This window comes from Streptomyces sp. NPDC058864, assembly GCF_042742985.1.
In the GTDB taxonomy this organism is placed as follows: Bacteria; Actinomycetota; Actinomycetes; order Streptomycetales; family Streptomycetaceae; genus Actinacidiphila.
The window spans coordinates 1-12,561 of record NZ_JBHYMQ010000008.1; the positions used below are offsets into that span (position 1 = coordinate 1).

12 protein-coding genes are annotated in these 12,561 nt (G+C 72.1%); 9 read left to right on the top strand and 3 right to left on the bottom strand.

The window, feature by feature from the left end; all coding sequences use genetic code 11:
• The first annotated feature begins 170 nt into the window (after positions 1–170).
• Positions 171–1,028: a helix-turn-helix domain-containing protein gene (locus tag ACFW3D_RS08740; RefSeq protein WP_500502915.1), complete on the top strand. Its 858-nt coding sequence runs from the start codon at positions 171–173 to the stop codon at positions 1,026–1,028.
• Between the two features lie 160 nt (positions 1,029–1,188).
• Positions 1,189–1,398: a DUF397 domain-containing protein gene (locus ACFW3D_RS08745; RefSeq protein WP_500502917.1), complete on the top strand. Its 210-nt coding sequence runs from the start codon at positions 1,189–1,191 to the stop codon at positions 1,396–1,398.
• Positions 1,399–1,477: 79 nt separating this feature from the next.
• Here the strand turns inward: ACFW3D_RS08745 and ACFW3D_RS08750 are convergent, their stop codons facing one another.
• On the bottom strand, positions 1,478–2,323 hold the full coding sequence (locus ACFW3D_RS08750) for a hypothetical protein (protein ID WP_500502919.1): 846 nt from the start codon (positions 2,321–2,323) through the stop codon (positions 1,478–1,480).
• Between the two features lie 105 nt (positions 2,324–2,428).
• Between ACFW3D_RS08750 and ACFW3D_RS08755 the strand changes: the two genes are divergently transcribed.
• From ACFW3D_RS08755 to ACFW3D_RS08765, 3 genes are all read left to right on the top strand, one after another.
• The gene (locus ACFW3D_RS08755) at positions 2,429–3,622 is read left to right on the top strand and encodes an aminotransferase-like domain-containing protein (RefSeq protein ID WP_500502921.1); all 1,194 of its coding nucleotides are present in this window, start codon (positions 2,429–2,431) and stop codon (positions 3,620–3,622) included.
• Between the two features lie 63 nt (positions 3,623–3,685).
• Positions 3,686–4,471: an SDR family oxidoreductase gene (locus ACFW3D_RS08760; protein WP_500502923.1), complete on the top strand. Its 786-nt coding sequence runs from the start codon at positions 3,686–3,688 to the stop codon at positions 4,469–4,471.
• A 280-nt stretch (positions 4,472–4,751) separates the two neighbouring features.
• The gene (locus ACFW3D_RS08765) at positions 4,752–6,287 is read left to right on the top strand and encodes a sodium:solute symporter family protein (RefSeq protein ID WP_500502925.1); all 1,536 of its coding nucleotides are present in this window, start codon (positions 4,752–4,754) and stop codon (positions 6,285–6,287) included.
• 88 nt (positions 6,288–6,375) lie between these two features.
• On the opposite strand, the gene trxA is transcribed toward ACFW3D_RS08765, so the two are convergent.
• Together trxA and ACFW3D_RS08775 are read right to left on the bottom strand one after the other, a co-directional pair.
• The gene (gene trxA / locus ACFW3D_RS08770) at positions 6,376–6,711 is read right to left on the bottom strand and encodes a thioredoxin (RefSeq protein WP_500502927.1); all 336 of its coding nucleotides are present in this window, start codon (positions 6,709–6,711) and stop codon (positions 6,376–6,378) included.
• A complete protein-coding gene (locus tag ACFW3D_RS08775) occupies positions 6,708–7,127 on the bottom strand; it encodes a MerR family transcriptional regulator (RefSeq protein WP_500502928.1) in 420 nt (139 codons plus the stop codon). The genes trxA and ACFW3D_RS08775 overlap by 4 nt, the downstream gene beginning before the upstream one ends.
• Before the next feature lie 122 nt (positions 7,128–7,249).
• On the opposite strand from ACFW3D_RS08775, the gene ACFW3D_RS08780 reads away from it, so the two are divergent.
• The 4 genes from ACFW3D_RS08780 to ACFW3D_RS08795 all read left to right on the top strand — a co-directional run bounded on the left by ACFW3D_RS08780 (position 7,250) and on the right by ACFW3D_RS08795 (position 12,554).
• Positions 7,250–9,823, top strand: coding sequence for a bifunctional FO biosynthesis protein CofGH (locus tag ACFW3D_RS08780; RefSeq protein ID WP_500502930.1), 2,574 nt, complete (start codon positions 7,250–7,252; stop codon positions 9,821–9,823).
• Between the two features lie 203 nt (positions 9,824–10,026).
• Positions 10,027–10,791, top strand: a complete 765-nt coding sequence (locus ACFW3D_RS08785) for an SCO2400 family protein (RefSeq protein WP_500502931.1) — start codon at positions 10,027–10,029, stop codon at positions 10,789–10,791.
• A gap of 17 nt (positions 10,792–10,808) precedes the next feature.
• The gene (locus ACFW3D_RS08790; RefSeq protein ID WP_500502933.1) at positions 10,809–11,294 is read left to right on the top strand and encodes a DUF6069 family protein; all 486 of its coding nucleotides are present in this window, start codon (positions 10,809–10,811) and stop codon (positions 11,292–11,294) included.
• A 153-nt stretch (positions 11,295–11,447) separates the two neighbouring features.
• Positions 11,448–12,554, top strand: a complete 1,107-nt coding sequence (locus ACFW3D_RS08795) for an ADP-ribosylglycohydrolase family protein (protein ID WP_500502935.1) — start codon at positions 11,448–11,450, stop codon at positions 12,552–12,554.
• Positions 12,555–12,561: the final 7 nt, after the last annotated feature.

Here is a 12,561-nt window from a genome sequence, read left to right on the forward strand (position 1 = left end):
CAGGCACAGGCCGGCCGCCGCCCCGCGCGCTGCCGTTTGTCCGCTCTTTTGAAGAGCGCAGCATATGACCAATTCCCAGCGGCGGGATGACCGATAGTGGCACTCTGCTGACCAGCAGTACATATCTGCAGAGAACACGGACCAGTCCGGAACCCGGAGGTGCACATCCCGTGGCCGCCAACGTCAATCCCACCGTCAGGCGACGCCGACTCGGCTCGGAACTGCGCAAGCTGCGCGAGCAGAAGGGAATGACCGCGGAGGAGGTCGCCGCCCGGCTGCTGGTCTCCCAGTCGAAGATCAGCAGGCTGGAGAACGGCCGCCGCAGCATCAGCCAGCGCGACGTGCGCGACCTGTGCAGCGTCTACGGGGTCGACGACAGCCGCCTCGTGGACTCCCTGATGAACATGGCGCGCGAGTCCCGGCAGCAGGGCTGGTGGCACGCCTTCGGCGACGTCCCCTACAGCGTCTACATCGGCCTGGAGACCGAGGCCGAGTCCCTGCGCGTCTACGACTCCCTGGTGGTGCCGGGCCTGCTGCAGACCCGCAACTACGCAGCGGCCGTCATCGAGGGGACGCTCCCCGAGGCCACGCCCGAGCAGATCGAGAAGCGGATCGAGATCCGGCTGCGCCGCCAGGAACGCGTCACCGACCCGGACTCGCCACTGCGCTTCTGGGTGGTGATGGACGAGTCCGCGCTGCGCCGGATCGTCGGCAGCAAGGACGTGATGCGCGAACAGCTGGAGTACCTGACCCAGATGAGCACCCAGGCGCACGTCACGGTCCAGGTCCTGCCGTACGACGCCGGGGCGCACCCGGGCATGTCCGGCAACTTCGCGATCCTGGAGTTCGCGGACGCGACCGACTCCAGCGTCGTGTACATCGAGGGCGTCACGAGCGACCTGTACCTGGAGAAGCCGACGGACGTGCACGGCTACAGCGTGATGTACGAGCACCTGCGGGCGCAGGCGCTGAGCGCGGAGCAGAGCCGGCAGTTCATCGCGGACGCCGCCAAGGAGTACGCACGCTGACCCTGCGCCAGGAAATGCCGCAGAGTACACCTGTGCCCCGTGAGGCGGAAGACCTCCTGGAATATGCCACCCATTGGAGGTAATAGCCGCTGTGGGCAGTGATGTTGGCGAGTAGCTTCGATCACGTCAGAGCTGCACAAAAAGAAAGCTCGGAGCGATCATGGCTATTCAGCTCGGAAACACCAAGGCGTGGACCAAGTCCACTCGTTCCCAGGGAAATGGCGCCTGCGTCGAGGTGGCCTCCCGTACGAAGTCCGCCGTCGACGTCCGCGACTCCAAGGACCCCGACGGCCCGGCGCTCGCCTTCTCACCGGAAGCCTGGTCGGCGTTCGTCGCGGACGTCGGCCACGGGACGTACGACCTCGACTGAGCACCGCCGCAGTACCCGTACGGGCCCTCTCGACCGGCACGCCGTCCTGGCCGAGGGGGCTCACTGCCGTCCGGGCGCCCTACCCCCGCAGTTCGTCGACGTAGGCGTCGGTCCCCGGCACCGTGGGGATGAAGGGCGCGACGAGTTCGACCCGGCCGAGCCCCGTGCCGGCCACCTCGGTGTCCAGCCCCGTGAAGTGCTCCTCCCACACCTCGCGCGGGTCCCGCTGCAGGAACCAGAGCAGGGTGAGCCGGGTGCCGACGCCCTCCACCTGCTTCACGTACGACATCCGTTCCAGCGGCAGCGGTGTGGGGCGGAAGACGGTCACCATCGCCGCGGGCGAGCCGGCCAGCCGCCTCGGCAGGTGGCTGTCGCGCAGCAGGCCGAGCAGCGCGTCGCACTGCTGCGGGGTGTCGGTGTCGACCACCTCGACGACCAGCCCGGTGTAGGGGTGGTCGAGCGCGTGGAAGTCCCGGGGGCCGGCCGGGCCGTCGCGGTAGACGGTGACGGCGTGGTCCTGGAAGGCGGTGAAGACGTGGGTGCGGTCGTGGTGGACGCGGGCGTCGCGGTTGAGGCGCCGGTTGATGGCGACGGTCCACTTCATGTGGTCCGCGTAGCGCCCGGCCGTGATCCAGTACACGGTGATGTAGCAGCCGTCGGTGACCGGCTGGGCGACCGCGGACTTCTCCGGGTAGCGCAGTGACTGCAGGTCCCGGGTGGCCACCCAGCGGCGTCCGGCGTACATCCAGGGCATGGCCATGGCGCCGGCGATGAAGTGGTCGTCCTCGTACCAGCGGTTGTAGGCGTACTCGTGGCCCGGGTGCGGCTCGACCATGGTGATGAGGGCGTGGCCGAGACCGGGGCCGTAGGGGCCGACGGAGGCCAGTTCGGCGTAGAGCTCGCTGCGGGTGTCTTCTTCGGTCATGTCTCCGGTTTAGCTGACTAAGCGTCAGATGCGGAAGCCCGTGGCGGGTCCCGACATATCTGTGTACGGTCCGCGAAATCACCCGCCACCGCGAAGGAGCCCGCCATGCGTGCCGCCGTCCCCGGACTCGCCACCCGTGCCACCGCCGTCGGCGGCTCGCCGGTACGGGAGATCCTCGCGCTGACCGCCCGCCCGGAGGTGATCTCCTTCGCCGGCGGACTGCCCGCCCCCGAGCTCTTCGACGCCGCCGCGATACGCGCCGCGTACGAACGCGTCCTCACCGACGCGCCCGAGCGGGTGCTGCAGTACTCCACCACCGAGGGGGACCCGGCGCTGCGCGGGGCGGTCGCCGGCCGGCTCACCCGGGCGGGACTGCCCACCGGCTCCGACGACCTGCTCGTCACCGGCGGCTCCCAGCAGGCCCTCACCCTGATCTCCACGGCCCTGCTGGAACCCGGGGACGTCGTCCTCGTGGAGGACCCGGGCTACCTGGCGGCGCTGCAGTGCTTCGCCTTCGCGGGCGCCCGCGTGGTGCCGGTCCCGTCCGACGCGGACGGCATCGACCCGATGTCCCTGGAGCTGGCCGCCGTCCGGGAGAAGGCCAAGCTGCTCTACCTGGTGCCCACCTTCCAGAACCCCACGGGCCGCACGACCACCGCCGAGCGCCGGCAGGCGATCGCCCGGGTCGCCGAGCGGCACGGGCTGTGGATCGCGGAGGACGATCCGTACGGGGAACTGCGCTACGACGGCGAGGCGCAGCCGTGGATCGCCTCGCACGAGGCGGCCGCCGACCGGACGGTCCTGCTCGGCAGCCTGTCCAAGATCATGGCACCCGGGATGCGACTCGGCTGGCTGCGTGCCCCGGCCGCACTACGCCGCGCGTGCGTGGTCGCCAAGCAGTCCGCCGACCTGCACACCTCGACCGTGGACCAGGCCGCCGCCGCCCGCTACCTCGCCGACTCCGACCTCGACGCCCATCTGACCCGGGTCCGCGCCGCCTACCGGGAGCGACGGGACGCGCTGCTGGCCGGACTGCCCGGCGCGCTGCCCGAGGGCAGTTCGTGGAACCGGCCGGAGGGCGGCATGTTCGTCTGGGCCCGGATGCCCGCCGGCTACGACGCGACGGAGCTGCTGCCCCGGGTGGTGGCGCACGACGTGGCGTACGTGCCGGGGGCGCCCTTCTTCGCGGGCGAGCCCGACCGTGCGGCGCTGCGGCTGTCGTTCGTGACGCACACCCCGGACGAGATCGGGGAGGGGCTGCGCCGCCTCGCCAAGGCCCTGGCCATCGCGGGCGGCTGACCCTATTCTGACGGTCCGTCAGTTCATCCGTCAGTTCATCCGTCCGGGTGGGGGTGGTGGGCCGTGCTGCTGCGCGACAAGACCGTGGTGGTGTCCGGGGTCGGGGCCGGCCTCGGGCAGCGCGTCGCCCAGGCCGTCGTCCGCGACGGCGGGAACGCGGTACTCGGGGCGCGCACCGAGGCACACCTCGCCAAGGCGGCGGACGAGATCGACCCCGCGGGCACCCGTGTCGCCTGGCGCGCCACCGACATCAAGGACGCCGCGCAGTGCGAGGCCCTGGCCGCCCTCGCCGAGGAGAGGTTCGGCGGGATCGACGCGGTCGTCCACGTGGCCGCGATGGACGGCCACTTCGGCGGACTCGCGGACGCCGACTTCGAGACCTGGAAGACCGTGCTGGACGTCAACCTGCTCGGCACGCTGCGGATGACCCGGGCCTGCCTGCCCGGCCTGCGCGGCCGCGGCGGAGGCTCGGTGGTCTTCATCGGCACCCAGTCCGCCGTGGCCGCCCCGTCCCAGGTGCGCCAGGCGGCGTACGCGTCCTCCAAGGGCGCGCTGACCTCGGCGATGTACTCACTCGCCCGCGAGCTGGGCCCGGAGCGGATCCGGGTCAACACGGTGCTCCCCGGCTGGATGTGGGGCCCGCCGGTCCAGGCCTGGGTCGGCTTCACCGCACACGTCGAGGGCGTGCCCGAGGACGAGGTGCTGCACCGGCTCGCCGAACGGATGGCGCTGCCCGAACTGGCCACGGACGGCGATGTGGCGGAGGCCGCGGTCTTCCTGGCCTCCGACCGGGCGCGCGCGATCACCGGGCAGTCGCTGCTGGTGAACGCGGGCGAACTGATGCGCTGACAGGGACGGACGGAGCCCGGACGGGCTCCGTCCGGCGTGCGGTCGTTCCGGCGAAGTACCCGCTCATGGTGGGGCGCCGCGCATCGTCACAACAACGTGAAGTAAGGTCAAGAACAAGTAAAATCGTTCTACTCGCTGATCGGCGTTCATGTCCTTGAACGCCGATGGTCTTGACCAGCCCCATTCCAGGCGGTTCAATCTGGGGCGCCGCCCCGCGACGGACGTACCGGCGAAGTGCGCTCCCGTTCACAAGGCGGACCCCTGGAAGGGGCAACAACGCATGAATGGTCTCGACTGGGCCGTACTCATCGGCTACTTCGGCGTGATGGTCGCCATCGGCCTGTGGTCCCACAAACGCGTCGACGACGTCAGCGACTTCTTCACCGCGGGCGGCCGCATGCCCTGGTGGCTGTCCGGCATCTCGCACCACATGTCCGGCTACAGCGCGGTGATGTTCACCGGTTACGCCGGCATCGCCTACACCTACGGTGTCACCTCGTACGTCACCTGGTCCTTCCCCATCGCCATCGGCATCGCCATCGGCGCCAACCTCTTCGCGCCCCGGCTCAACCGGCTGCGCTCGCGGCTGCACGTGGCCTCGCCGCTGGAGTACCTGAAGAACCGCTACAACGTGCCGACCCAGCAGGCCCTCGCCGTCTCGGGCGTACTGCTCAAGATCGTGGACGTCGGCGCCAAGTGGGCGGCGATCGCGACGCTTCTGTCGGTCTTCACCGGGGTCTCCCTCAACCAGGGCATCCTCATCACCGGCGCCGTCACGGCCGTCTACTGCACGGTCGGCGGACTGTGGGCGGACGCCCTCACCGAGCTGGGCCAGTTCGTCATCCAGCTGCTGGCCGGCCTCGCCATGCTGGTGGCGGTGCTGGGTGAGATCGGCGGGATCAGCGGGCTGTGGACGGTCTGGGACAAGCTGCCCGACAACCACACCGCGCCGACCGCCGGCCCGTACACCCTGACCTTCCTGCTGGCGTACCTGTTCATCAAGACGTTCGAGTACAACGGCGGCATGTGGAACCAGGCCCAGCGCTACATGGCCACGGCCAACGCCCGCGAGGCCACCCGCTCCGCCCGGCTGTCGGCCCTGCTGTGGTTCGTCTGGCCGCTGGTCCTCTTCTTCCCGATGTGGGTCGCCCCGCTGCTGGTGAAGGCGCAGAAGCCGGACGCGTCCGACTCGTACGCCCTGCTGACCGAGCAGCTGCTGCCGCACGGCCTGCTCGGCCTGGTGGTCGTCGGCTTCTTCTCGCACACCATGGCGATGTGCTCCTCCGACGCCAACGCCATCGCCGCCGTCTTCACCCGGGACATCGCGCCGGTGGTGTCCAAGGCGGCGCGCGGCTGGAACGCGCGGGCCGGGCTGATCGCCGCCCGGATCACCACCGTGGCCTTCCTCGCCCTGTCGATGGCCGTCGCCACCCAGGTCAACTCGCCGACCTTCAAGGACATCATCACGGTCGTCATCAAGTGGGTGGCCGGCCTGATGGGCCCGATCGCGATCCCGTTCATGCTCGGACTGCTGCGGACGTTCCGGAAGTCCGGCCCGACGGCGGCGCTGGTCTCCTGGGCGGCGGGCCTGTTCGCCTTCTGGCTCACCAACTACGGCCTGGACGGGGTGCAGCTGCAGATCCAGATCGTGACTCCGCTGGCGGTCAGCCTCGTGCTGTACGTGCTCATCGGCTTCGTCAAGCCGGAGGACACCCCGGAACGCGACGCGGTCCTGGCGCGGATCAACTCCGACGGCGACGGCGACGGGGACGACGCAGCCGCCGCGCCCCTGCCCGAGGAGCCCGCGAAAGCCTGACGGCCGGTGTCCCGGGGCGGGCCGCCACCCGCCCCGGGACGCTGAGTTCCGCGGCTCGGTCCGCCGCAGCAGCGGTGCCCGCCCCCGCTCACAGGACGTCGGCGAGCTCCTGCAGCAGCCGCCGCTTCGGCCGCGCCCCCACCAGGGACTTCACCGGCTCCCCGGACCGGAAGACCATCAGGGTCGGCATCGACAGGACGCCGTACACCGACGCGGCCTGCGGGTTGTGGTCCACGTCGAGCCGGACGACCTTCAGCCGGCCCGCCTCCTCGCGGGCGACCTCCGCCAGGACGGGCGCGATCTGGCGGCAGGGTCCGCACCAGTCGGCGGTGAACTCCACCAGCACCGGCCCCTCGGCCCCCAGCACCTCCTCGGCGAACGTCCCGTCGGTCACCTCGGTCAGGTCCTCGATGTGCGTCGTCATCGCGTACTCCCCTCACTTGCCTCGCAACTGAACTCACAGCGCGGTTCGGACGCGCCCCCGGCCGAGGCCAGCTCCGCGTGGGCGAGCTGCGAACCGAGCCGCTCCCGGACCTCCGTCAGGCGGTCGATGCACTCGTCCAGCTCGGCGAGCTTGCGCCGGTAGACCTCGAGCGAGGCGGCGCAGGAGTCACCCTCCGGGTGGCCGGCCCGCAGGCAGTCCACGAACGGCCGGGTGTCCTCCAGTTCGAAGCCGAAGGCGCGCAGCGCCTGGATCTGCCGGAGCAGCCGCAGGTCCTGCTCGTCGTAGGCCCGGTAGCCGTTGCCCGCGCGCCGGGCGCGCAGCAAGCCGAGCGATTCGTAGTGGCGCAGGGCGCGGGTGGTGGTCCCGGCCCGTTCGGCGAGTTCTCCGATCCGCATGCCCCGACGGTAGACCTTGACGCCGACGTCAAGGCCAGTGCGGATATTCCCCGTCGGGGGCCCGCGGCCCGGTGATCCTCCCGACACCGCCGACCGGCGTGCACCGCGCCTATCCTCGGAGGATGACCCAGACTCCGCCCACCGCCAACAGCATGCGCCGTGCCCTCAGGCGTGCCCGCGACGGCGTCGCGCTCGACACCGCGGAGGCCGCGGTGCTGCTCCAGGCGCGGGGGGAGGACCTCACCGCCCTGACGGAGAGCGCCGCCCGGGTTCGGGACGCCGGTCTGGAGGCGGCGGGCCGCCCGGGGATCATCACCTACTCCAAGAGCGTCTTCATCCCGCTCACCCGCCTGTGCCGGGACAAGTGCCACTACTGCACCTTCGTGACCGTCCCCGGCAAGCTGCGGCGGGCCGGGCACGGGATGTTCATGTCCCCGGACGAGGTGCTGGAGATCGCCCGGCGCGGTGCCGAACTCGGCTGCAAGGAAGCCCTGATCACGCTCGGGGACAAGCCGGAGGACCGCTGGCCGGAGGCGCGCGAGTGGCTGGACGCCCACGGCTACGACGACACCATCGCCTACGTCCGGGCCATGTCCGTGCGGATCCTGGAGGAGACGGGGCTGCTGCCGCACCTCAACCCCGGGGTGATGAGCTGGACGGACTTCCAGCGGCTGAAGCCGGTCGCGCCCTCGATGGGCATGATGCTGGAGACGACAGCGACCCGGCTGTGGAGCGAGCCCGGCGGCCCGCACTACGGCTCGCCCGACAAGGAACCCGCGGTGCGGCTGCGGGTCCTGGAGGACGCCGGGCGCAGCTCCGTACCGTTCACCAGCGGGCTGCTCATCGGCATCGGGGAGACGTACGAGGAGCGCGCCGAGTCGTTGTTCGCCCTCAGGAGGGTCGCCCGGTCGTACCACGGCATCCAGGAGCTGATCATCCAGAACTTCCGCGCCAAGCCGGACACCGCGATGCGCGGCATGCCGGACGCGGAACTGGACGACCTGGTGGCCACGGTGGCCGTCGCCCGGCACATCATGGGGCCCTCGGCCTGCCTGCAGGCGCCGCCCAACCTGGTGGACGCGGAGTACGCCCGGCTGATCGGGGCCGGAATCGACGACTGGGGCGGTGTCTCCCCGCTGACCCCGGACCACGTCAACCCCGAGCGCCCCTGGCCGCAGATCGAGGAACTGGCGGCCCGCTCCGCGGAGGCGGGTTTCAGCCTGCGCGAACGGCTCTGCGTCTACCCGGAGTTCGTCCGGCGCGGTGAGCCGTGGCTGGACCCGCGGCTGCTGCCGCACGTCACCGCGCTGGCCGACCCCGCCACCGGCCTGGCACGTGAGGACGCCGAGGTCACCGGCCGTCCGTGGCAGGAGCCCGAGGAGGTCTTCACCGCCGCGGGCCGCACCGACCTGCACCGCACCATCGACACCGAGGGCCGCACCGGCGACCGCCGCGAGGACTTCGACGAGGTGTACGGGGACTGGGAGGCGCTGCGCGAACAGGCCGCGCCCGGCCTGGTCCCGGACCGCATCGAGGCCGACGTGCGCACGGCGCTGTCCGTGGCCGCCGACGACCCCACCAAGCTGACCGACGCCGAGGCGCTCGCGCTGCTGCACGCCGACGGCGCGGCGCTGGACGCGCTGTGCCGGATCGCCGACGACGTCCGCAGGGACGCGGTCGGCGACGAGGTCACCTACGTCGTCACCCGCAACATCAACTTCACCAACGTCTGCTACACCGGCTGCCGCTTCTGCGCCTTCGCCCAGCGCCGCACCGACGCGGACGCCTACACCCTGTCCCTGTCCCAGGTCGCCGACCGCGCCGAACAGGCCTGGCAGGTCGGCGCCACCGAAGTCTGCATGCAGGGCGGCATCCACCCGGACCTGCCCGGCACCGCCTACTTCGACATCGCCCGCGCCGTCAAGGAACGCGTGCCCGGCATGCACGTGCACGCCTTCTCCCCGATGGAAGTCGTCAACGGCGCCACCCGCACCGGCCTGTCCATCCGCGAATGGCTCACCGCCGCCAAGGAGGCCGGCCTCGACTCCGTCCCCGGCACCGCCGCCGAGATCCTCGACGACGAAGTCCGCTGGATCCTCACCAAGGGCAAACTCCCCGCCGCCACCTGGGTCGAGGTCATCACCACCGCCCACGAACTGGGCCTGCCCTCCTCCTCCACCATGATGTACGGCCACGTCGACCAGCCCCACCACTGGCTCGCCCACCTGCGGCTGCTCGCCGAGATCCAGCAGCGGACCGGCGGCTTCACGGAGTTCGTCACCCTCCCCTTCATCCACACCAACGCACCCGTCTACCTGGCCGGCATCGCCCGCCCCGGCCCCACCCTCCGCGACAACCGCGCCGTCACCGCCATGGCCCGCCTCCTCCTCCACCCGCACATCCGCAACATCCAGACGAGCTGGGTCAAACTCGGCACCGACGGCGCCGCCGAAATGCTCCGCTCCGGCGCCAACGACCTCGGCGGCACCCTGATGGAGGAGACCATCTCCCGCATGGCCGGCTCCAGCTACGGCTCCCACCGCTCCATCCGCGACCTCGTCGCCATCGCCGACGCCGCCGGCCGTCCCGCCCGCCAGCGCACCACCGCCTACGGCCAGGTACCCGCCGAACGCATCGCCGCAGGTCTCGCCTCCGACGGCCACCTGCCCGAACTCCTGCCCGTGCTGGAGGACTGAGCCGGGGCGCGGCCGCGGGCCGCGCCCCTCGGCGACCTGTGCAAAAGAGCCCGAGCAACTCTCCAAAAGCGTCACACAGGCTGCGCACCTCCTGCGGGAGGTGTCGTTAGCGTTGCTGGCCGTCCCGCCCTGCACGGAGAACGTGCGCGTGGACCTGCCGCCGACGTCCCCCGGCGGCGCTGTCAGCACAGAAGGACTCGGAGATGGACTACTGCTCCTCTTGCCGTCGGCATCTCAACGGGGCTCTCGTGTGTCCGGGGTGCGGCGCGTACGCACCCGACATCGCCCCGCCCATGTGGCAGGGCCCGGACTCGGCCGCCGAATGGGAGAGACTCCGCGACACGGACGACCCCGATGACCCCGACGGCACCCGGCAGGACGACGCCGACCCGTCCCTGCAGGGCCGCGCGGCCCGGCGGCGGCAGCTGGAGCGCTGGAAGAAGAACCGGCGGCGCGCCGCGGCCGCCACGGCCGTGGCGCTCGTCGGCGGCGGTCTCACCGTCGCGGCGCTGCCGCACGGCGGCGCCCGGGGCCGGGCCGACACGGCCGCTGCCGCGGAGCCGCTGACACCGGCCAACGCCCGTACCCTGCCGCTCTCCTCGATCCCCGCGCAGCCCGGCGACGACGCCACGCACCGCCCCGGTCAGCGCGCACACCCCACCACCGCCGCGCCGCGGGGCCACGCGCCCGGCGCCGCACCGTCCGCCGCGAGCACCACCACGAGCACCACCAGGAGCGCCACGGCGCCGGAGCGCACCGCCGCGCAGGGCGGGACCGGTCCCCGGGTCCGCACGGTCCCGGCTGTCCCCGCTCCCGCGGACACCGCCCCGCACACCACCGCGCCCTCGTCCGCCCCCCACTCCCCCGCGGACGACCAGGCCACACCCCCCACAACGACGGCGACCCCAACGCCGTCGGCAACGAAGTCACCGATGCAGCTGTGCCTCCTGGTGCTCTGCGTCGGCTGACCGGAAAGGAACCACACGTGTCAAGCAGCTACGCCGACCGCGACCGCCGCCGGGTCAACGCCTGGCGGCTGTGGGGCGTCGGAGCCGCGACCGCGGTGCTCGCCGCCCTGCTGGCCAAGTCCGGCATCCTGGTCGCGCAGAGATTCCTGCTGCTGCCGCTCTTCGCCCCCCAGGGCTACGGGCTGTGGCGCGACGCCGCCGCCACCGCGTACGTCCTCGGGGCGGGGCTCGTCGCGCTCGTCGCGACCCTGCTCCTGCGCGTCCTGCTCACCTCGACGCCGCGCGCCATGCTGTTCTTCGGCTGGATCATGACCGCGCTGACCTTCTTCGCCGTGGTCGTCCCGCTGGCCGTGCACCGCTCGAACGAGATGCTCGCCGCCTGCGTGGTGAACCTGTTCATCGGGCTGATCGTCACCTCCCTGCTCGCGAGCGCGGCCCGCTGGGCGCTGACCCGCGGCGGCCCGGCCCCCCGGCCCGCATGGCAGGGGGGCCGGGGCTGGTAGACCCCCGGAGCCCCGAACCCCCGAAGGCCCCCGCTGCCCCGGCAGCGGGGGCCTTCCTCCGTGCGTGACCGGCCACATTCCGTTCACGGCCGGAAGCCGGCCGATCTGGCTCGATTACAGTGCTTGGTCGGGCCGAGCAGGGAGGTGTTGGTCATGAGCGGGGCCGTATGGGGGCGTGCCGAGCAGCAGGACTTCCGCAGCCGGGTGCGCGGTTGTCTGCTGGGCGGTGCGATCGGCGACGCCCTCGGCGCGGGCGTGGAGTTCGACTCGCTGGCCGCCATACGGCAGGCGCACGGGAAGGACGGGATCACCGACTACGTCCCGGCGTACGGGCGGCGGGGCGCCGTCACCGACGACACCCAGATGACGCTGTTCACGGCCGAGGGCCTGATACGCGCCCAGGTGCGCCGCGACGTCGGGGCCTGGCACCCGCCCACCGACGTGCACCGCGCCTATCTGCGCTGGGCGGCCACCCAGAGCGACTGGGGACCCGACGAGCGCCGCAAGGACACCGGCTGGCTGGCCCGGGAGGAGTGGCTGTACGCGCGCCGCGCCCCCGGGAAGGCCTGCCTGACCGGGCTCGGCGACGAGCGGATGGGCACCCTCGACGACCCCAAGAACCCGCAGTCCAAGGGCTGCGGCACGGTCATGCGCTCCGCCCCCTTCGGGCTGCTGGTCGGCTGGGAGCCGCACCTGGTGTTCCAGCTCGCCGTCGAGTGCGCCGCCCAGACGCACGGTCACCCCACCGGCGTCCTGGCCGCCGGAGCGTTCGCGGTCATCGTCCACGGGCTGGCCCGCGGCGAGGCCCTGGACGGCGCCGTGCAGCACGCGCTGGCCCTGATCGCGGCACGCCCCGGGCACGAGGAGACCTCCGCCGCCCTGCAGGCCGCCCTCGGCGCGGTACGCCAGGGGCTGCCCGGCGCGGAGCGGGTGGAGTCCCTGGGCGCGGGCCGGACGGCCGAGGAGGCGCTCGCCATCGGCGTCTACTGCGCCCTGGTCGCCGAGGACGTACGGCACGGGCTGCTGCTCGCGGTCAACCACTCCGGTGACAGCGACTCCACCGGCTCGATCTGCGGCAACCTGCTCGGCGTGCAGCACGGCGAGACCGCCCTGCCCCCGGCGTGGACCGCGGAGCTGGAGGGCCGGGGCACCATCCTCCAGCTCGCCGACGACTTCGCCATGGAGACGACGCAGGGGCCCGCGCTGCACGGGCCCGGCGGCGCGTCGGCGGCGTGGCTGGAGCGCTACCCCACCGCCTGATCTCCGG